The organism is Streptomyces sp. NPDC037389 (assembly GCF_040636475.1).
Taxonomy (GTDB): domain Bacteria; phylum Actinomycetota; class Actinomycetes; order Streptomycetales; family Streptomycetaceae; genus Streptomyces; species Streptomyces hesseae.
Map to the genome: position 1 here is coordinate 76,200 of NZ_JBEZUS010000010.1, position 18,986 is coordinate 95,185.

The 18,986-nt window shown below is 71.9% G+C and carries 19 protein-coding genes; 5 read left to right on the forward strand and 14 right to left on the reverse strand.

Annotated features, from left to right (window positions below; all coding sequences use genetic code 11):
- Positions 1–7 precede the first annotated feature (7 nt).
- From AB0E98_RS22720 to AB0E98_RS22740, 5 genes are all read right to left on the reverse strand, one after another.
- Positions 8–1,024, reverse strand: a complete 1,017-nt coding sequence (locus tag AB0E98_RS22720; protein WP_361705436.1) for a sporulation-delaying protein SdpB family protein — start codon at positions 1,022–1,024, stop codon at positions 8–10.
- Positions 1,018–1,557: an SdpA family antimicrobial peptide system protein gene (locus AB0E98_RS22725; RefSeq protein ID WP_361705438.1), complete on the reverse strand. Its 540-nt coding sequence runs from the start codon at positions 1,555–1,557 to the stop codon at positions 1,018–1,020. Before AB0E98_RS22725 ends, AB0E98_RS22720 begins: the two co-directional genes overlap by 7 nt.
- 213 nt (positions 1,558–1,770) lie before the next feature.
- Positions 1,771–2,460, reverse strand: coding sequence for a hypothetical protein (locus AB0E98_RS22730; protein ID WP_361705440.1), 690 nt, complete (start codon positions 2,458–2,460; stop codon positions 1,771–1,773).
- Positions 2,461–2,667: 207 nt separating this feature from the next.
- Positions 2,668–3,030 (reverse strand): GntR family transcriptional regulator, encoded by a 363-nt coding sequence (locus AB0E98_RS22735; protein WP_361705443.1) that lies wholly within the window; start codon positions 3,028–3,030, stop codon positions 2,668–2,670.
- A gap of 2 nt (positions 3,031–3,032) precedes the next feature.
- Entirely contained in the window at positions 3,033–4,022 is a 990-nt protein-coding gene (locus AB0E98_RS22740; protein WP_361705445.1) for a DUF1648 domain-containing protein, read from the reverse strand.
- A gap of 463 nt (positions 4,023–4,485) precedes the next feature.
- On the opposite strand from AB0E98_RS22740, the gene AB0E98_RS22745 reads away from it, so the two are divergent.
- From AB0E98_RS22745 to AB0E98_RS22755, 3 genes are all read left to right on the forward strand, one after another.
- The gene (locus tag AB0E98_RS22745) at positions 4,486–5,298 is read left to right on the forward strand and encodes an SDR family NAD(P)-dependent oxidoreductase (protein ID WP_361705448.1); all 813 of its coding nucleotides are present in this window, start codon (positions 4,486–4,488) and stop codon (positions 5,296–5,298) included.
- 198 nt (positions 5,299–5,496) lie between these two features.
- Positions 5,497–6,297, forward strand: coding sequence for a GNAT family N-acetyltransferase (locus AB0E98_RS22750; protein ID WP_361705451.1), 801 nt, complete (start codon positions 5,497–5,499; stop codon positions 6,295–6,297).
- Positions 6,298–6,419: 122 nt separating this feature from the next.
- A complete protein-coding gene (locus AB0E98_RS22755; protein WP_361705454.1) occupies positions 6,420–8,900 on the forward strand; it encodes a DUF4118 domain-containing protein in 2,481 nt (826 codons plus the stop codon).
- Positions 8,901–8,967: 67 nt separating this feature from the next.
- Here the strand turns inward: AB0E98_RS22755 and kdpC are convergent, their stop codons facing one another.
- The 7 genes from kdpC to AB0E98_RS22790 all read right to left on the reverse strand — a co-directional run bounded on the left by kdpC (position 8,968) and on the right by AB0E98_RS22790 (position 15,883).
- Entirely contained in the window at positions 8,968–9,621 is a 654-nt protein-coding gene (gene kdpC / locus AB0E98_RS22760; protein ID WP_361705457.1) for a potassium-transporting ATPase subunit KdpC, read from the reverse strand.
- Between the two features lie 27 nt (positions 9,622–9,648).
- Positions 9,649–11,739, reverse strand: a complete 2,091-nt coding sequence (gene kdpB / locus AB0E98_RS22765; protein ID WP_361705460.1) for a potassium-transporting ATPase subunit KdpB — start codon at positions 11,737–11,739, stop codon at positions 9,649–9,651.
- Positions 11,739–13,403 carry a potassium-transporting ATPase subunit KdpA gene (kdpA, locus tag AB0E98_RS22770; protein ID WP_361705463.1) on the reverse strand — a complete coding sequence of 555 codons (1,665 nt, stop codon included), beginning with the start codon at positions 13,401–13,403 and terminating at the stop codon, positions 11,739–11,741. The genes kdpB and kdpA overlap by 1 nt, the downstream gene beginning before the upstream one ends.
- Positions 13,403–13,492: a K(+)-transporting ATPase subunit F gene (kdpF, locus tag AB0E98_RS22775; RefSeq protein ID WP_361705466.1), complete on the reverse strand. Its 90-nt coding sequence runs from the start codon at positions 13,490–13,492 to the stop codon at positions 13,403–13,405. The genes kdpA and kdpF overlap by 1 nt, the downstream gene beginning before the upstream one ends.
- Positions 13,493–13,931: 439 nt before the next feature.
- Complete coding sequence (locus AB0E98_RS22780) at positions 13,932–14,561, reverse strand: ABC transporter substrate-binding protein (protein WP_361705470.1); 630 nt, start codon at positions 14,559–14,561, stop codon at positions 13,932–13,934.
- Positions 14,562–14,807: 246 nt separating this feature from the next.
- Positions 14,808–15,032: a translation initiation factor IF-1 gene (infA, locus tag AB0E98_RS22785; RefSeq protein WP_311608363.1), complete on the reverse strand. Its 225-nt coding sequence runs from the start codon at positions 15,030–15,032 to the stop codon at positions 14,808–14,810.
- Positions 15,033–15,085: 53 nt separating this feature from the next.
- Complete coding sequence (locus AB0E98_RS22790) at positions 15,086–15,883, reverse strand: GNAT family N-acetyltransferase (protein WP_361705473.1); 798 nt, start codon at positions 15,881–15,883, stop codon at positions 15,086–15,088.
- A gap of 317 nt (positions 15,884–16,200) precedes the next feature.
- Here AB0E98_RS22790 and AB0E98_RS22795 point away from each other — a divergent pair, with 317 nt between their 5' ends.
- Both AB0E98_RS22795 and AB0E98_RS22800 read left to right on the forward strand, forming a co-directional pair.
- Positions 16,201–16,485 (forward strand): hypothetical protein, encoded by a 285-nt coding sequence (locus AB0E98_RS22795; protein ID WP_361705962.1) that lies wholly within the window; start codon positions 16,201–16,203, stop codon positions 16,483–16,485.
- Between the two features lie 52 nt (positions 16,486–16,537).
- Positions 16,538–17,212, forward strand: a complete 675-nt coding sequence (locus tag AB0E98_RS22800; RefSeq protein ID WP_361705475.1) for a hypothetical protein — start codon at positions 16,538–16,540, stop codon at positions 17,210–17,212.
- Positions 17,213–17,221: 9 nt separating this feature from the next.
- Here the strand turns inward: AB0E98_RS22800 and AB0E98_RS22805 are convergent, their stop codons facing one another.
- Entirely contained in the window at positions 17,222–18,178 is a 957-nt protein-coding gene (locus AB0E98_RS22805; RefSeq protein ID WP_361705476.1) for a hypothetical protein, read from the reverse strand.
- A 34-nt stretch (positions 18,179–18,212) separates the two neighbouring features.
- A complete protein-coding gene (locus AB0E98_RS22810; RefSeq protein WP_361705479.1) occupies positions 18,213–18,920 on the reverse strand; it encodes a hypothetical protein in 708 nt (235 codons plus the stop codon).
- Positions 18,921–18,986 lie beyond the last annotated feature (66 nt).

Here is an 18,986-nt window from a genome sequence, read left to right on the forward strand (position 1 = left end):
TGATCGCTCAGGGTCGCCCGGCAGCGCTTGTGGGACGTACCGCGTCGGGCGACGCCTGGACGCCGCCCCGCCGTTTCCCGGCGTCGACGGTCACGGTGGCGCGCGGGCGTGGGAAGTGGTGGCCGATGGGGCTGAGCAGGAGGAAGAGGCCGGCCGCCATGGCCAGGGCGAAGCTCCACAGCCCCATCAGGAGGGCGATGCCGAGATGGAAGGCGACGCCGAGCGGCAGGAGCACCCAGCGGGCTCGCTGCGACATCAGCGGGGAGGCGGCCAGAGCGAGTTCGAGGGCGATGGGCAGCCAGCTGAGGGCGGCGACGCCGACGGGGGAGTGGACGACGGGGTCGGTGAGGGGTCGTATCCACTCGGGGAAGCCGAAGGAGGAGTTGTTGGCCCAGTAGTACATGGCGCTGCCGTCGGCCCACTCCGTGTGGGGGAGCTTGGCCACGCTCGCCTGGAAGTAGAGGAGGGCCATTTGGAGGCGGGCGACGGTCCACGCGCTGGTGCCGAGGAGTGCCCAGCCGCGGGTGACACGGGACACCGGCTCGTCTTCGGCCACGTGGCCCCGGCCGTCGTCGGCCGCGCGTCCCCGGGGTGTCCGCCAGTGCCAGCGCCGTCCGTCGCCGAGCGCGACGAGGGCCAGGAGGAGGGAGAGGATCCAGGTGATCTGGTCGCCGCCGTCGCCGATGGCGATGCCGGAGAAGACGCTGAAGCTGATGTAGGCGTGCGGCAGGGCGGTGATCCGGGGCCGCCAGCCCGAGGCGACGACCAGGAGGACGGCGACGCACAGCCAGCGCAGCGGGTCGAACTGCCCGCGCGGTACGAGACAGAAGGCTCCGCCGGCCGTCACGCCCTGGCACAGCGGGTACTCGCCGATCGTGACGACGGGCCGGAAGAGCGTGGCGGAGCTGCTGAAAGCCAGGGTTCCGGCGGTGCCCAGGGCGAGCAGGGCGCGGGCGAGGCCGTAGGCGTTGCCCCAGGGGAGGGGGACGCCGCGGGTACGGCGGAGAGCCGGGATGTTCAGCATGTGACGTCCATGGCGAGGTAGCGCTCGGGGGTGGCACGCTCGTCGACGAGATTGCGCCAGGCCCATGGGACGGGTTTCTCCTGGACGAGCGCGACGCGCCCGCAGACGGTCGGTTCGGGTGAGGGGTTCTTCACCTTCCGGGACGACCGGGCGTTCGCCAGGCAGTCGGCGAGGCTTTTCTCCTCGCACTCCTTCCACTCCTTCTTCTCCGCAAGATTGAGCAGGAGGGAGATCTCGATGCCCTGCGAGCGGGAGGCGCGGTCGAGGCCGAAGGCGTTGCGGGGGCTGGAGTGCGGTGTCAGCGCGAGGGAGGCCCATCCGCCGTCGGCGGCCTGCCGGTAGGGCAGGACCTCCACGTCCCGGGGGGACTTGGTGAAGAACGCCCAGCCCTGCGGCGCGACGTTGGCCACCGTGGCGCGGACCTGCTTCTGACCGGGCAGGGAGAGCACGTTCTTGGGCACGTGGACCTGCGCCACGTACAGGACGGCCACGCTCCAGGCGATGACGACGGCCAGCACCGAGCGACGGGACACGGGGACGCGGCGAGGCTCCGGGCCTTGCGCGGCTGAGTGGAGGAAGCGGCGGAAGCGACGGACTCCTGATGTCCGTTCGGGCCGTTCTCCTGTGGTGGGTCGGGCGGGTATCACGTCGTCTTCCCGGTCGTCTGGGTGTGCTGGCGCGTGGGCCGGGCGGCCGGCGTGGCCCGGCCCACGGTCAGGGGTGTGTACTGGTGGGGACGCGCCGGGTCAGGCGGTCTTGAGGATCTTCGTCACGGTGGCGACGGCCTCGTCGTGGCCCAGGGCGGTGGTGTCGTCCTTGGGCGCCACGCTCCAGAACCAGTTCTTGGCCTTGACGAAGTTGGCGCCGACCGCGACGGTCACGGTGACCGCTGCGGCGGCGGCCGTCACGGCGGCGGCGATGTGGACGACCGCGCCGGCGACGGCGACGAAGGTGCCGCACATCTGGCCGTTCTGGACCGGCTGGGCGGAGCTCTTGGCGTCGGTCGTCCGCACCGTCGACAGCAGCTTGGTCTGCGCGTCGTTGACGGCCGCCTCGACCTTGCGCGGGTCGCCGCTGCGGGCCTTCTTGCCGAAGGCCGCGAAGAAGCCGGGGTGCTTGGTGTCCACGGCGTCGGTGACGATCCGGGCCACGTGCGCGGAGTCCTGGGCGTCGCCCTTGGCGAGTTCCTTGCGCATGTCGCTGAACAGCGGGTTCTTGGCGAGCTCGGCGCCGACCGCGCCCTGGCCGAAGAACAGGCCCTTGAAGACGGCCTTGCCGTCCTCGGCGGCGTTCGGGGCCGGCTTCGCGGCCGCGGCCCGCACGGTCCGCGCGTGACCGGCGGAGCTCGGCGCCGCGGCGGCCGTGGCACCGGTGACGCAGACGGCGGTGGCGGTCAGGCCGGCGATGATGCCGGCGGTGCGCCGGGTGATCTTCATGGAGGTTCCCCCTCGGGTGTGGGCATGTCCGCTGTGGGCATGTCCGCTGTGGGAATGGCGATCCCGCGGCAGGGACGGAGGGCACCTGCCGCGGGGCTCGTGATCTTCGGCCGGAACGTTTCCATTACCCGTGGGTCAGGTCACCGTCCGCCGGGGGTTCCTTATGCGATCTTGATGGCTGGGAACTGCCGTCTTAACGGCGGAAGTTCAGGTTCCGTCGGTCAGAGAAGCCCTGACGAGGGCGAGCACGTCGTCGTCGGTCATCCCGAGCGTGCGGGCGTCGGCGACCAGCTGGTGGGCCTGGGCCGCGAGCCGGGCCCGTTCGGCGGTTCGTCCCGCGGTGACGACGGCGCCCCGGCTGCGGCGCAGTTCGAGCAGCCCTTCCTCGCGCAGTCGCCGATAGCCGCGCAGGACGGTGTGCATGTTGACGCCGAGGGACGCGGCGACGTCGCGGGCGGAGGGTAGACGTTCGCCGGTGCGCACGGTGCCGTCGGCGATGGCGCCGCGGACGCAGGCGGCGATCTGGTCGCCGAGGGGGAGTGGCGAGGAGGGGTCGACACGGAAGAGCACGGTCACCCTCCGGCGGCGGTGCGGCGTTCGCGGTCGGCGAGGGTGTTGAGCAGCGCCGCCGCGGTGGCGGCGTCGTCCACGGTCACCACGAACTCGCTGCCGGTCGTCAGCCGGGCGGAGATGGCGTCGCCGGAACGCAGCACGATGCCGCTTGCCCCGGGCCGGGCCCGGTAGCCCCAGCCGCCGAAGTCGCGCACGGGGTTGACGGTGCGGTGGCCGGCCTCGGCGATCCTTTGCAGCGGCACATTGAGCCGGGGCCAGGGGGCGAGGGAGGGGGTGACGGTGATGCCGCGCCGGTCGGCGGTGACGCGGGCGCCCGTCAGCAGGGCCATGGGGACGCCGGTGATGACGAGCGGCAGCGCGGGCACCCACCCGGTGGTGAACCCGATGACGACGCCGGCGGTCACCACCAGGATGCCGGTGACGGGCAGCACGCGGGATCCGGCGACGCGGGTCCAGCCGGCGGTCTCGGAGTCTGCGAGCGTGAGGCGCTCGGCGCCGGCGGAGGGGCCGGAGACGGACTCGGTCTCCTCGGCCTTGCCGCAGATCAGCCAGCCCACTGCCGCGTAGCCGGCCGCTGCCGCGAAGGCGAGCGCGGCCTGCGCGCCGGGCAGGGTCGCGGAGGACGCGTCGGTGACATCGGTGTTGGCCAGCAGCACGGCGACGATCAGCCATCCGGTCAGCACCGCGACGGTGCCGCCGATGACGGCGAGGACGCGCTGGACGCCGGGAGTCGTCCGTATCCAGTGGGCCAGTGCGGCGAAGAGCACGCCGTCGCCGAGCAGGACGCCCAACGCGGTGGTGAGGAAGGCTCCTTGTCCGGAGAAGCCGTCGGCGTTCCCTCCCGGTCCGATATGGACGGCCATCCGGTCGGGTAGCCGGTCCCGGACGGACAGGAAGGTCGCCAGGACGGCGACGGCGGCGAGCGCGGGCGGTACGGCGGCGACGAGGACGCGGCGGGCGTTGACGGACGCGGGGTGCGACTGCGGCATGGGACTACCTCCACTTGTTCGTGTATGAGTAGAACAAGTGGAGGTGGTTCGGGGAAGGTGCTCGCCTGCTTCCTGACGAGGTTCGAACGCCCTTGGCGGCGGGCGCCGTTGTGGCGTGTCAGAAGCGCGTCAGGGAAGCGGCGTGTCACTTGCCCAGGGCCACCCGGCCGCTTTGGATGGTGTCCGTGAACAGCCACCTGCGCCACGACGACCGGCCGCCTCATACGGCGCTGTCCGGCACCGCGCGCTGTTCACTTCCCGTGCGCTGAGCACATCTTTCTCCCACGACACGGCGACATCACGACGCTGCGGAGCGCACCCTCGTGATGTCCTCGCACCTCACCCGGCCCGTCGACGGTCACGTTCACGTGCGCCGCCACTGACGTCGCCTTCTGTTCGCACGGCAGTCCGCCAAGGGGCGGATCCAGCTGCCGCTTTGCTCGCATTCCCGGAGTGGATTCCCATGTCTTCTGCTGTCTCGCCCGCTCCCAGGACCGTTCTGGTCACCGGTGCCACCTCCGGCATCGGCTGGGAGACCGCCCGGCTGCTCGCCGGCCGGGGGGACACGGTCATCGTGCACGCCCCCGACCGGACCTCCGGCGACGACGCCGTCTCCCGCCTGGTCGCGGCCGGCGCTGACACCCTGCGGCTGCGCCTGGTCGTGGCCGACTTCTCCCGGCTGGACGAGGTCCGCGCCATGGCCGCCCGCGTCGCCGAGGATCACCCGGTGCTGGATGTTCTCGTCAACAACGCGGCCGTCGTCGCGCCCGAGCGGCGCACCGTGACCCCCGACGGCAACGAACTCTCCTTCCAGGTCAACTTCCTGGCCGCTTATCTCCTCACCCACGAGCTGTCCGGCCCACTCGGTGCCCGCCCCGGCAGCCGCGTGATCAACGTGTCGTCGTCCATGCACCGCACGGCGTCCATCTCCTGGGGCGACCCCCAGCGCGCCAAGCGCTACTCCCGCATCGCCGCCTACGCCCAGTCCCAGCTGGCGCTGACCATCTTCGCCCGTGAGCAGGCGCCGTGGACGTCGGTCAGCGTGCATCCGGGTGTGTGCGACACGGCCCTGCTGCCGCTGTACGCGCACGAGGGCGACTCCGCCTCGCAGGGCGCCGAGCGCGTCGTACGGCTGTGCGATCCGGCCATCGAGCTCGTCCCCGGCGCGTACTACGACTGCACCGCCCTGTCCCCGGCCGCCCCCGTCGCCATGGAGGACCGCACGGTACGCCGACTGTGCAAGCTCGCCGACGGGCTGGTCGCCCGGACGGCCTGACCTCCGTAACACCCCCGCATCCCGCTGCCGAATGAAAGAAAGAAGGAACCGCATCCGTGTCCAAGCGCGCCCGTAAGAAGCGAGACCGCCGCAAGAAGAAGTCCAACCACGGCAGCAAGGCCTGCACCTGACCGCAGGTCGTCACCACCGGGGCGGGCGGTGTGGCACCGCCCGCCCCTCGGGTTCTCCGGAGCCGTCATGCCGAACACCAACACCCTCCGCACAGCGCCGGCCGCCCGGGCACGGCACCCCTGGTTCCCCGCCGGCCGCCCCGGTGTCGGAGCCTTGCCCGAACACGCCGCCCGCACCGGGCTGGGCACCTGGTGGGCCGACCACCGGGCGCGCCCGCGGGCGGCCGCCGTCTCCTGCGCCGGGTACGCCGTCCTCGCCGGCGACCCGCGTACGACGGCCCCGGGGGACCTCGCGCATCTGGCCCACTGCTACGTCGTCACCCCGGACCCCTTCCTGCCCGTGCTCGGCCGCGCGTTCACGCGGATCGTCCCCTGGGAACGCATGATCTGGGCCTACGACGATCCGGCGCCTGCCGCCCGGCAGGGCCCCGGCCTTCTCGTCCGCCCCCTCGTGCCCGCCGACGCGCCGGCCGTACGGGCCCTGGGCCCGGGCCTCGCCTGGATCGCCGAGAGCTGGGGCGGCCCGGCCGGGCTCGCCGCGTCCGGCCACGGCTGGGGCGCCTTCCGCGACCGGCGCCTGCTCTCCCTCGCCTGCACCTTCTTCGCCGGCAGCCGCTACGAGGACATCGCCGTGGCCACCCTGCCCGCCGAGCGCGGCCAGGGCCTGGCCACCGCCTGCGTCCGGGCCCTGTGCGCCGGCATCACCGCCCGGGGCCGTGTCCCGTCCTGGACCTGCTCCCGCGACAACCACCCCAGCCGCCACCTCGCGGCGAAGGCCGGATTCCAGCCGATCCACACTTACGTGCACTACGCGCTCGGAGCCCCGGTCGCCGGCACCCGGCCTCCCGCGGAGGCCACCCGACCGTAGGTGGCGGCGGCCGTAGGCGGCGGGCGGCCGCCCCAGCCGCGGCGCACCATGGAAACGGAGGACCGCCGGTCCGGAGAGCGGCCCGGCCGGGGACTCCTGGACGAGCCGACGGGAGTCCGTCGATGGAAGCGCGCGGAAAACTGCGGATCTACCTCGGGGCCGCCCCCGGCGTGGGCAAGACCTACGCCATGCTCGAGGAGGGCCGGCGGCTGCGCGCCCAGGGCACCGATGTGGTCATCGGCTTCGTGGAGCCGCACGGACGCCGGCCCACGGCGGCCATGGCCGAGGGGACCGAGACGGTCCCGCGCCGGGCCGTGCTCCATCGCGGGGCGGAGTTCACGGAGATGGACGTCGACGCCGTGCTGGCCCGTCGACCGCAGGTCGCCCTGGTGGACGAGCTGGCCCATACCAACGTGCCCGGCAGCCGCAACGCCAAGAGGTGGCAGGACGTCGAAGAACTCCTGGACGCCGGAATCGACGTCGTCACCACTCTCAACGTCCAGCATCTGGAATCCCTCAACGACGTCGTCACACAGATCACCGGGGTCCGGCAGCGCGAGAGGCTCCCGGACGAGGTGGCCCGCCGGGCCGACCAGATCGAACTGGTCGACCTGCCGCCCGAAGCGGTGCGCCGCCGCATGACGCACGGCGACATCTACCCGGCCGACCGCATCGAAGCGGCCCTCACCCACTACTTCCGCGTCGGCAACCTCACCGCGCTGCGCGAACTCGCGCTCCTCTGGCTCGCCGACCGGGTGGAGGAGGGCCTTCAGCGCTACCGCGCCGAGCACGGGATCGCCGCACCGTGGGAGACCCGGGAACGCGTCCTGGTCGGACTGACCGGCGGCCGGGAGGGCGAGACGCTCGTCCGCCGCGCCGCCCGCATCACCGCCCGGACACCGGGCAGCGAACTGCTGGCCCTGCACGTCACACCGGGCGACGCCCTCGCCGACACCGATCCCACGCTCCTCGCCGGACAGCGCGCGCTCGTGGAGTCCCTGGGCGGCAGCTACCACCAGACCACCGCCGACGACGTCGTCCAAGGGCTGCTCGGCTTCGCCCGCGCGGAGAACATCACACAGATCGTTCTCGGCGCCGGCCGCCGGGGCCTTCTCGGATCCCTGCTGAGGGGCGATGTGGGACGCCGGACGATCCGGGAGTCCGGCCCCATCGACGTCCACGTCGTCACGCACGAGGAAGCGGCCGGAGCCGCGGGCCTCGCGCTGCCACGCCCCGGCCGGGGAACCGGCCGCAAACGGTTCCGGCTGGCCATGGCCGGGGCGGCCGTACTCCTGCCCGCGCTGACCGCCGTCCTCACCGCACTGCGCGACCGCCTCGACCTCTCCAGCGACCTGGTGCTGTACCTGCTGGCGGTCGTCGTGGTCGCCCTCGTCGGCGGCCTCGGCCCGGCCCTGCTCGCCGCGTTCGCCGCAGGGCTCCTCGCCGACTACTTCTTCACCGCGCCCGTGCACACCTTCGGCATCGAACGCGGCAACGACATCCTCGCCCTGACGGTCTTCGTCGTTGTCGCGACGCTGGTCGGCACAGCGGCGGGCGCGGTCACGTGGCGCACGTACCAGGCCACGCGCGCCACGGCCGAGGCGCGCGCCCTCAGCCGACTGGCGACGGCCATGATGCACGGCCAGGACCTCCCCGCCCTCGTCGAGCAGCTGCGCGAGAACTTCGGCCTCGCCGCCGTCAGCCTGCTCGAACGGGACCCCGGCTCCGCGGCACGGCCCCGCTGGTTCGTCGTCGCCAGCGCAGGCGAACGCCCTCCCGAGCGCCCGTACGACGCGGACCTGGAGAGCCCCGTCGACGAGCATCTGACCCTGGCCGCGCGCGGACACGGCCTGAGCGCGGAGGACCAGGGCATCTTCGCGGCGTGCGCCGCCCAGCTGGGCATCGCCCACGCCCATGGCCGCATCGCGCCCCGGGCCGCCGGGACCGGCACCGGGGAGGCCGCGGAACGAAGCCGAGCGATGTCGCTCGCCATGGCCGTCCGGGACCTCCGGGCATCGCTGGCCGCGATCAGCGCGTCACTCGCCCGGCTGGCGGACCGGGCCGGGAGCCGACCGCCCGGCGAGCGGACGCGTCTGCTGACCGCGGCACAGCGCTCGGCGAGACGCGCCGAGCGACTGGCCGGCGACCTCGACGACCTCGGCCGGCTGCACGCGGGCGCCCTGGAGCTGCACCTCCGCCCGGTCGACGTCGGCGAGGTGCTCACCACCGTCATGGACGACCTGGGGCCCGGCGGACGCACGATCTCGGTCTCGTTCCCGGAGGAGCTGCCGGATGTCATCGCCGATGCCGCCGTCCTCGCCCGCGTCCTCACGACCGTGGTGGCGGACGCCCTGCGCCGCGGCGGCCCCGGCACCTCGCCCGCTCTGACGGCCGGGGTGTCGGACGACCGGCTGGTCATGCGGATGACCGCCGCCGGAGCGGAGACGGACGCCGGAAGCCCCTCCTTGCGGCCGGCCCGGGATCTCACCGAAGCCATGGGCGGCACACTGTGGGCCCGGGCCGGCCGGCACCGGGGAACGGGGTGGGCGGTCACCCTCACCCTGCCGTTGGTCGCACGGCACCGACGGGCTCCCGGGCGGTGAACGGCGGGTACGCGCACGCGGGTCCCGCCCTCGCCACCGAGGCCGGGACCCACTGCCTGACCGGGGATCACGCGGGGAGGCGACCCAGGGCGTGGTTGAGCTCGATCACGTCGACCCGGTCCTCCCCGAGGAAGCCCAGGACCCGGCCGCGTACGTGATCGGCCACGAGTGTCCGGACCCGCTCGGCCGGCAGGCCACGGGCTTTGGCGACCCTGGCCACCTGTTCGTACGCGTAGGCCGGGGAGATGTCGGGATCGAGACCCGAGCCGGAGGCGGTGAGCGCCTCGACGGGGACCGACGCCGGGTCGACGCCGTCGAAGGCGGCCACGGCCGCGCGCCGTTCGGCGACGGTCGTCACGAGCCGGGGGTTGTTCGGGCCCAGGTTGGAGGCGCCCGAGTAGGTGGGGTCGTACGGGCCGGCGCCCTTGCCGGCGTCGGCGGCCGACGGGCGGGGCTGGAACCACTTGGGGTCGGGGCGAAGGGGTTCCGAGATGTCGTCGGGGTTCTTCTTCGGCAGGGCGAAGTTCTGGCCGAGGAGGCCGGAGGCCACGGGTTTGCCGTGGTCCTCGATCAGGGAGCCGTCGGCCTGGTGCTCGAAGGCCAGCCGGCCGATTCCGGTGACCGCGAGCGGATAGACGATGCCCGTGACGACGGTGAACGCCAGGAGCATGCGCAGGGCCGACAGATGCTGTCGCAGCGTCGGCGGTAGGTGGAGGAACATGGGTGCCGCCTCTTCTCCGCGGTCCGGTCAGTGGAGGCCGGGGACGAACCGCACGGCCAGGTCGATGAGCTTGATGCCGACGAAGGGCAGGACGAGCCCGCCCAGTCCGTAGACCCAGATGTTGCGGCTGAGCAGTGCCGCCGCGGAGGTGGGCCGGTAGCGGACACCGCGCAGGGCGAGCGGGATCAGTGCCACGATGATCAGAGCGTTGAAGACGATCGCGGAGGTGATGGCCGACGTCGGGCTGTGCAGGCGCATGACGTTGAGCTTGTCGAGGCCGGGGTACACCGCGGCGAACATCGCCGGGATGATGGCGAAGTACTTGGCGACGTCGTTGGCGATGGAGAAGGTGGTCAGCGCGCCTCGGGTGATGAGCAGTTGCTTGCCGATCTCGACGATCTCGATGAGCTTGGTGGGGTTGGAGTCCAGGTCGACCATGTTCCCGGCCTCCTTGGCGGCGGAGGTGCCGGTGTTCATGGCCACGCCCACGTCGGCCTGGGCGAGCGCCGGGGCGTCGTTGGTGCCGTCGCCGGTCATGGCCACGAGCTTGCCGCCGGCCTGCTCGCGCTTGATGAGCGCCATCTTGTCCTCGGGCGTGGCCTCGGCCAGGAAGTCGTCGACTCCCGCCTCCTCCGCGATCGCCCTGGCCGTCAGCGGGTTGTCACCCGTGATCATGACAGTCCTGATGCCCATGGCGCGCAGCTCGTCGAACCGCTCCCGGATGCCCTCCTTGACGACGTCCTTGAGGTGCACCAGGCCCAGGACCCGCGCGCCGTCCGCGTCCCGGACGGCGACCACGAGCGGGGTGCCCCCGTTCCGCGAGATGCGTTCGACGGATTCGTGGACGTCCTGGCCGACCGTGCCGCCGGCCTCGCCGACCCAGGTGCCGACCGCGGCTGCCGCGCCCTTGCGGATGCGGCGGCCGTCCACGTCCACTCCGCTCATCCGGGTCTGCGCGGTGAACGGCACGAACGTGGCATGCGCCAGTTCGCCCTCCGTGCGGGCGCGCAACGCGTGCCGCTGCTTGGCGAGGACGACGATCGAGCGGCCCTCGGGCGTCTCGTCGGCGAGTGAGGACAGCTGGGCGGCGTCCGCGAGCTCGTCCGCGCCGACGCCGCCGACCGGCAGGAACTCGGCGGCCTGACGGTTTCCCAGCGTGATGGTGCCCGTCTTGTCGAGCAGAAGGGTGTTGACGTCCCCGGCGGCCTCGACGGCACGCCCCGACATGGCCAGCACGTTGCGCTGCACCAGGCGGTCCATGCCGGCGATGCCGATGGCCGAGAGCAGTGCGCCGATCGTGGTCGGGATGAGGGCCACGACGAGCGCGACGAGGACGACGATGCTCTGCTCGGCGCCCGCGTAGATCGCGAAGGGCTGGAGAGTGACGACGGCGAGCAGGAAGACGACGGTGAGCGACGCCAGCAGGATGTTCAGCGCGATCTCGTTCGGCGTCTTCTGCCGCGCCGCGCCCTCGACCAGCGCGATCATCCGGTCGATGAAGGTCTCGCCGGGCTTTGAAGTGATCTTGACGACGATGCGGTCCGACAGCACCTTCGTGCCGCCCGTGACCGCCGAGCGGTCGCCGCCGGACTCCCGGATGACCGGGGCCGATTCGCCGGTGATCGCCGATTCGTCCACGCTGGCGACGCCCTCGACCACGTCGCCGTCACCGGGGATGATCTGCCCGGCCTCGACGACGACGTGGTCGCCCAGGCGCAGCTCCGCGGCGGGTGCCTCCTCCTCCGCGGGGGCTGTCGTCCCTGGCCGCCAGTCGGTGAGGCGGCGTGCGGTGGTCCGGGTCCGGGTCCGGCGCAGCGTCTCCGCCTGGGCCTTGCCCCGGCCCTCGGCCACCGCCTCGGCGAGGTTGGCGAAGACGACGGTGAGCCACAGCCACACCGTGATGACCCAGGAGAAGACGCCCGGGTCCTTGGCGGCCGACAAGGTGGTGAGGACCGCCCCGACGCCGACGACGAACATGACCGGGTTGTGGACCATCAGTCCGGGATCGAGCTTGCGCACGGCGTCGGGGAAGGAGGAGACGAGCTGCCGGAGGTCCAGCAGACCGCCCGAGACCCGGTGCGGCTGGTGGGACGGGTTCGGTGCAGGCGGGACGGACATCAGTGGAGCCCTTCCGCGAGGGGACCCAGCGCCAGCGCGGGGAAGAAGGTCAGGCCGACGACGATGAGGATCACGCCGGTGAGCAGGCCGACGAACAGGGGCCGGTGGGTGGGCAGAGTGCCCGCCGTCACCGGCACGGGACGCTGCCCGGCCAGGGCGCCGGCGAGTGCCAGGACGAACACCATCGGCAGGAAGCGGCCGAAGATCATGACCAGGCCGAGGGCGGTGTTGTACCAGACGGTGTTGACCTGTAGACCGGCGAAGGCGGAGCCGTTGTTGTTGGCCGCCGAAGTGAAGGCGTAGAGCACCTCGGAGAAGCCGTGCGAGCCGGAGTTCGCCATCGCGGCCCGCTCGCCGGGCAGCGCCATGGCGATGCCCGAGCCGACCAGGACGATGGCGGGCGTGGTGAGGATGTAGAGGGAGGCGAACTTCATCTCCCGGCTGCGGATCTTCTTGCCCAGGAACTCGGGTGTCCGGCCCACCATCAGTCCGGCCACGAAGACGGCGACGATCGCCAGGACCAGGATCCCGTACAGGCCGGAGCCCGTGCCGCCGGGGGCGATCTCACCGAGCATCATGTTGAAGATCAGCAGCCCGCCGCCGCCCGGCGTGTACGAGTCGTGGAACGAATCGACCGCGCCGCAGGAGGTGAGGGTGGTCGACACGGCGAACAGGGCGGAGGCCCAGATGCCGAACCGCTGTTCCTTGCCCTCCATCATGCCGCCCGCAGCATGTCCGGCCGAACTGCTCACGCTGTGCAGCTCGTTGGCGGTCACGGCGGCCACCGAAGCCGCCCAGATGATTCCCATGACGGCGAGGACGGCGTACCCCTGCCGACGGTCGCCGACCATCGTGCCGAAGGCCCGGGGGAGGGAGAAGGGGATCACCAGCAGTAGGTAGATCTCCAGGAGGTTGGTGAGGGCGGTGGGGTTCTCGAAGGGGTGGGCGGAGTTGGCGTTGTAGAAGCCGCCGCCATTGGTGCCCAGCTCCTTGACGGCCTCCTGGGAGGCGACCGGCCCGCCGGTGACGCTTTGGTGGTCGCCGGCGATCGTGGTGACCGTCTGTACGCCGTGGAGGTTCTGGATCACTCCTGCGGCGAGCAGCGCGATCGCGAAGACGAAGGCGATCGGGAGCAGCACGCGCAGCACGATTCGGGTGAGGTCGGCCCAGAAGTTGCCGACCCGGCTGGTCCGCTTGCGGGTGAAACCGCGGACGAGGGCGGCGACGACGGCGATGCCGACCGCCGCGGAGACGAAGTTCTGCACCGCGAGGCCGGCCATCTGCACCAGGTGGCCCATCGTCGACTCGCCCGAGTACGACTGCCAGTTGGTGTTGGTGACGAACGAGGCCGCGGTGTTGAAGGCCTGGTCGGCGGGGACGGGCCGCATGCCCAGCGACAGCGGCAGATGGTCCTGGACTCGCTGGAAGCCGTAGAGGAACAGCATCGACACCAGCGAGAACGCCAGGACGCCGCGCAGGTAGGCCGCCCATGTCTGGTCGGCGTCCGGGTTCACCCCGCCCGCCCGGTACACGACGCGCTCGGCGCCGAGGTGCCGGGAGGTGGTCAGACAGCGGGCGATGTGGTCGCCGAGCGGCCGGTAGGTCAGGGCGAGCGCGGCCACCAGGGCGAGGATCTGCAACCAGCCCGCGAGGGTGTCGTTCATCAGAACCTCTCCGGGAAGAGCAGGCAGAACACCAGGTAGACCAGCAGGGCCAGGGCCGTGACCAGCCCTACGACGTTCTCCGTGCTCACAGCCGCTCGACCCCCTTCGCGATGAGGTGGAGAACGACGAAGGAGGCGAGGACGAGACCGACGAAAGCCAGATCTGCCATAGGCGATGCACTCCGTTGATTCGAGAGGAGCGGTGAAAGGGCAGAAACCGTTGGTGCGTGTGTGGACAGTGGGGACGCGGCGACCGGGCGGCGACAGACCGATCCGTTTGAGCCATCACGAGCGAAGCGCCGAAGATATGGCCGCGACCAGTCCTCTTGTCGCACTTTTAATGTGTGAGGCTGCTTTATTGACGGAGTATTTATTGCGTTCGATGGTCTGTTCTGACTTTTGGCGGTGGCCAGGGCGCGCGGTTTCGGAGGTGGAAGCACGGGCAAAAACGGTAATAGCGGGCACTGCTGGCGGGGCTGAGGAACACGCCAGCCGGAAGTCTTGGCCGACGTGCGACCATCGTGCTCTCTCAGCCGGCGTGGAGGACCCGAAAGCGATCGGGCCCCGCCGGGTCCCGGTCGGCGACTTGTACCGGTGCCCAAGTCCATTGCCACACGCTGATGCCCGGCGTGCGGGAGAACCGGATCGGCCCGCGGGTGCCCTCGACCGCCACACGCGGCCATGACCCGGCGACGGCCGCCCGGCCCGTGCCGAGGAGGAAGTCCGCGTAGATCCGCCAACCGTGGCTCTGCGCCGGGGCCAGGCGCGCGACCCACTCCGTCGGCTCCTCGGTGAGCGCGTCGAGCACCGCGGACGAGCAGAGGAACGGCACGCCGAGGGCGTCGGCCCGGGCGACGGCGGCGCGGGCGACGACGCTGTGGTACTCGCCCGCCACGGCGACCACGCCCAGGCCGGCCAGTTCGTCCACGGCCGCCGCGGCCCGCTCCGGATCGGCCGCGGTGTCCCGGACCATCAGCTCCAGTGGTCTGCCGTCGATCCCGCCGGCGTCGTTGACCTCGCGAACGGCCAGGTCGAGTCCCGCGAGCAGGTGTCGGCCCGCCGTGACCCAGCCGGGCCGCGTCAACGGGACGAGAGCGCCCAGGCGGACGGATGACCCGCCTGTGCGCTCCGCTCCGGACGGCGATGGTGGCGTGTTCACCGGGTGGCGGCTCCCCTGGGACGATGCGGTCGCAGGCCACCCGGAACGCGCGTCGGCCGGGGCCGGCGGTCCGCGTTCAGCACGTCTCGCCGCGGTAGGCGCGCCCGGGTGATCACGCCGGTCATTGGATCCACCACCGTCGCCAAGTGGCAACCGGTTATTTGTTCACCGAGCTGCCAGGCTTCCTCGTCGTCGGTACCGACGAGGGCCTGTGCCTCAGGAGTTCACTCCGGCCGGCTCCTTCCGCTACGACCGGTACCGGAAGCGGATCCGGCCGCGGGTGAGGTCGTAGGGGCTGAGTTCCACGAGCACCCGGTCGTACGGGAGGATCTTGATGTAGTTCTTCCGGATCTTCCCGCTGATGTGGGCGAGCACTGTGTGCCCGTTCTCCAGTTCAACCCTGAAGGTGGCATTGCGAAGGCACTCGACGACGGTGCCTTCGACGTCTATGCCTCCTGATGATTTCGTCATGGTCTCTCACTTCTCTCGTTCTGTGATGGTGCGGGACTCCCAGGCGTGGGGCGTCAGTGGCGGACGAGCTCCAGGGTGCTGCCCGCGCGGCGGGCGCCGATGCCCTCGAAGAGGGCGGTGGCCGCCGCGTTGGACTCGTCCACCTCGGCCCATGCCGAAGCCGTCCCGGAGTGGTGCAGCGAACCCAGTGCGTGGGCCAGCAGCGCCCGGGCGATGCCGCGGCGGTGGCTGTCGGCGCGGACGGCGATCAGCCCGATCCGTGGCCGCCGGGTCAGCGGTGTCACCCGGACCAGGCCCACGTACTGGTCGAAGTGGCGCGCCACCGCGTACTTCGACGGGTCGGCCAGGGCGGTGCCCGCCGGGCGGGGGAGCACCTCGGCCGGCATCGTCCGCCAGCCGACGGTGGCCTCGACCTCGTCGCGGATGACGCGGTCCAGGGCGCGCAGCGGGCCCTCCTCCGCCTCGCCGGCGGGGACGATCGTCACGTCCGACAGGGGTCGCACCGAGCCGAGCCCGGTGACCTGCGGGTCGGTGGGTACGTGATAGCCCCACTCGCGGCGTGCGGTGGTGAAGCCGGCCCGCTCCCAGGCGGACCTCGAGTCGTGGTCGGCCTCGTCGACGACGGTATGGAGCGGTGTCGGCAGGTCCGCCAGCATCGCGTCGGCGATGCGGTCGAAGACCGCCTCGTGCCAGGCGTCGACGCTGATGAAGAGCCGTCCGTCGGGTCGGCGCGAAGCGTCGCCGTGGCCTACCACCCGGTCGTCCTCGACGGCGTGCCACTGTGTGTCGGAAACCCGTGTGACCACGGCGGCGCGGTTGCCCGCGTCCGAAGGGGAATGCGAAGAATTCATTGGTGTTGCCTCTCGGGAGTGCCTTGTCTGAGGCGCTCCCGGCGACACCAACTGTCAATCGCCCACCGTGACGAAAAGGGGGAGCACCCACATGGATACGGCCTTCATGGGTCTCACCTCCTCGCGTTCTTTCACGGCTGCCCAGACGGTACCAGCCGGGGACCGGGCCGCCCAACCTATTTGGCGTCGACGGGTTCCGCCGCCATGTGACAGGCCCGCTCGGCGGGGCGCTGACCGGTGGTCGGACCTTCCGTACCGCGACGGCCATGGGGCACGACATCGTCCGTCCGCACCACGTCGGCCATATCGTCGAGGACATGGCGCAGGCGATCAGCCTGTACGAGCGACTGGGCTTCGTCGTTCCACCTCCCAGTTGCCCGGCGATGCCCCGACGCCAAGGTGCGGCGCCCGAACCATTCGGTGCCGCCAATACCCATGCGGATTTCACGAATTCCTTTTTCGAACTCGCGACGTGTGTGAAGGACGGCGACACCGCCCGCCTTCCGGCCGGAACCGGCCGAGCCGCGCTGGGTGCCGCTGTGGTCTTCCGCCCGCGAAGTCTGGACCGTCCGTGCGGCTCCCGGCATGGTGGACGGCGGTAACGTAACGCTCGATCCGAGCACGCTCCCGTATCCATCCGGTCATGGAGGCAGCGTGATCCACATCAGTGAGACCCTGGTGCTACAGACCATCGAGGACTTCCTCGTCGTCGACGAACTCGCCCAGCTCCGCAAGGTGATGGCCGAGGAGCGGCAGGCCACGGGCTGGACGCCGCGCTATCAGGCAGAGGTCGTCCCGGCCCCGGCGGTGGCGCAGGAGATCCTGCGGACGGCCACCGAGCGCGCGCTACCCGCCATCCGCCGGGTGATGCCCTCCATCAGGGCCGCCGCGCCATGGAGCTACACGGAACTCGGCACCGGCGAGCGGGTGCCCACTCACCTGGACGGCATCCACAGTCCGTCGGCGGCGCCCCGCCGTATCGGCCGTATCCGTGTGGTGCTCGAAGAGGCGGAGGACGGAGGGGACTTCTACGTCGAGACCACGTCGAGCGGCTCGGTCTGGACGGGTGAGCCGGCCGGTGAGGCGGAGGGCTTCCAGCCCGGGACGGCTCTGACGCACCGGCTTCCGCACGCTCCCGGCCCCGACACCCATCAGCACGACTCCGAGCCCGCCTGGCTACGGGAAGCCCGTCGTACCCGCTGGACCACCGAGGCCGGGGCGGGCGTCGCCGTCGCCTACGGCGCCCAGGTGATCCATGGCGTTACTTCCGTACGAGCGGGACGTGTACGGAAGTTCGTCACCGACCTGCTGGACACCGAGCGGGACTGACCCCGTCGCTCACAGGGGGAGCCGGTAGCGGTACCAGCGGTCGACGACATGGAAGTCGGTGGCGGCGAGTGCCTCGGCGACGACGGGGTCGCCGAGGTCCTGGACCTCCAGCGCCGTGACGCCGGGGTGCTCCCGGCACAGCGGGCCGATGAGAGCGGCCAGCAGCGCGGTCAGTTCCCCGGCGGAGGTCCCCTTGCGGTGGAAGACCGCGTCGACCTGCGCCACCCCGCCCTCGACCACCGCTACGACCTGGGCGGACACCCGGCCGTCCGGGGCGAGGAGGTCGAGGGCCGTATGCGGGAACGGGCGCACGTCCGCGAGCAGTTCGGAGGCGTCCTCGGCCGTGTACGGCTGCCCGGTGAACTCGGCGAAGAAGTCGGCGTAGGACGAGAGCTGCCCGGGACCGGGGGCCGGCGGCACCGGGCGGGTGGAGACCGCCGGAAGCCCTGCCGGGGCGGTCCACCCGGCCGGCGGGGTGGACAGCGCCCAGCGGCGGTTCAGCTCCTCGGTCGGTGACGCCCCGAGCTCCGCCGCGTCCCGGGCGCCGAGGAGGCGTTCAGGGTCGTCCCATTCCAGCGCGGCGTATCCGGCGGCCCCGGCGCCGGTGGCCACGCCGTGCACGAGGCGGGCCGCGACCGCCTTCTCCTCCGGAGTCGCTTCGCGGGTGACGCCGTGGCCCTGGACGATACGTTCCCGCTCGCGGGAGACGACCACCCACTGGACGGCCGCCACCGGCTGTCCGTCCTCCCGCAGGTCGTACACCTCGGCCCAGCCCAGCAGGCCGCCGTCCGGCCGCCGGGCGACCACGGTCCGCGCGGGGGCCTCGCCGGCCTCCCGCTCCGGGTCGGGCACGGTCACCGGCAGGCCGGCGAACAGCTCCCGGGTCAGACGGACGTCCGCGTCCGGTGCGCGGTCGTCCTCGACGTGGATGTTCAGCGGAGGGTTCGGTGGGTTCGGCGGGTTCATGGGGGCTGGTCCTTTCGTCGACGACGGCCGTGGGTCAGGCGAAGGGGTTGCAGACCGGGACGCCCGCCCATGTCACGTAGACATACAGCTCGTTCTTCCGCGTGGTGCAGAAGGAGACCGCCTTGGAGCCCAGGTCCGCCATGGCGGAGGCGAGCAGGGCGACGGGGAGCAGGCTCCCCAGGGAGGCGATCGAGGCGACGCCCGTCGCGATCCGGACGAGGTCCTCGGTGATGTCCACCCCGGCCTGGACCTTGCTCGTGACGAACGAGTCGAGGTGGATCAGCAGCCCGAACCAGGTGACCTTGACGCTGATGCCCTCCGCGATCCGCGTCGAGCCATCGCCCACGTCGGCCACGCCGGCCGCCGCCGGGTCGACGACCACGCCCTCGCCGTCCTGGCTCACGGCGAGCTTCTTTTCCACCAGCGTGTCCAGGCGGTCGACGGCCGTCCTGGTCGCGTCGACGGCCCGCTGGTCCACGCCCGCGGCCCGCGCGCCCGCGGCGTCCAGCCGGTAGCCGCCGCCGTCGTGGTGGACGAACGGGTCCAGGGCCTCGCGCTCGTCCGCGCTCAGCCAGCCGACGCTCGCGGTGCCGCTTCCGGCGCTCGGCGCGGACGACACGGCCTGCGGCGCGGGGGCCGGCGCGCTCGCGGCCGCGGCGGGCAGCGCGGTCGCCGGCAGGACGACGGCTATCGCCGCGCCCAGGACGACACCGGCTCTCAGGGGGAACTTCAGACCGTGCATGAGGCGCTCCGAGGGGGCTGTGAGCGGGGCGATCACTCCGTTATTGCGAAGTGATCGCAATAACTA

What these genes read in the sequence shown, in the direction of transcription:
- AB0E98_RS22720 (WP_361705436.1), bottom strand. Translation starts at nt 1,024, where the DNA reads ATGCTGAACATCCCGGCTCTCCGCCGTACCCGCGGCGTCCCCCTCCCC.
- AB0E98_RS22730 (WP_361705440.1), bottom strand. Translation starts at nt 2,460, where the DNA reads ATGAAGATCACCCGGCGCACCGCCGGCATCATCGCCGGCCTGACCGCC.
- AB0E98_RS22740 (WP_361705445.1), bottom strand. Translation starts at nt 4,022, where the DNA reads ATGCCGCAGTCGCACCCCGCGTCCGTCAACGCCCGCCGCGTCCTCGTC.
- AB0E98_RS22745 (WP_361705448.1), top strand. Translation starts at nt 4,486, where the DNA reads ATGTCTTCTGCTGTCTCGCCCGCTCCCAGGACCGTTCTGGTCACCGGT.
- AB0E98_RS22750 (WP_361705451.1), top strand. Translation starts at nt 5,497, where the DNA reads ATGCCGAACACCAACACCCTCCGCACAGCGCCGGCCGCCCGGGCACGG.
- AB0E98_RS22755 (WP_361705454.1), top strand. Translation starts at nt 6,420, where the DNA reads ATGGAAGCGCGCGGAAAACTGCGGATCTACCTCGGGGCCGCCCCCGGC.
- kdpC (WP_361705457.1), bottom strand. Translation starts at nt 9,621, where the DNA reads ATGTTCCTCCACCTACCGCCGACGCTGCGACAGCATCTGTCGGCCCTG.
- kdpB (WP_361705460.1), bottom strand. Translation starts at nt 11,739, where the DNA reads ATGTCCGTCCCGCCTGCACCGAACCCGTCCCACCAGCCGCACCGGGTC.
- kdpA (WP_361705463.1), bottom strand. Translation starts at nt 13,403, where the DNA reads ATGAACGACACCCTCGCGGGCTGGTTGCAGATCCTCGCCCTGGTGGCC.
- infA (WP_311608363.1), bottom strand. Translation starts at nt 15,032, where the DNA reads ATGACGAAATCATCAGGAGGCATAGACGTCGAAGGCACCGTCGTCGAG.
- AB0E98_RS22790 (WP_361705473.1), bottom strand. Translation starts at nt 15,883, where the DNA reads ATGAATTCTTCGCATTCCCCTTCGGACGCGGGCAACCGCGCCGCCGTG.
- AB0E98_RS22795 (WP_361705962.1), top strand. Translation starts at nt 16,201, where the DNA reads ATGGCGCAGGCGATCAGCCTGTACGAGCGACTGGGCTTCGTCGTTCCA.
- AB0E98_RS22805 (WP_361705476.1), bottom strand. Translation starts at nt 18,178, where the DNA reads ATGAACCCGCCGAACCCACCGAACCCTCCGCTGAACATCCACGTCGAG.
- AB0E98_RS22810 (WP_361705479.1), bottom strand. Translation starts at nt 18,920, where the DNA reads ATGCACGGTCTGAAGTTCCCCCTGAGAGCCGGTGTCGTCCTGGGCGCG.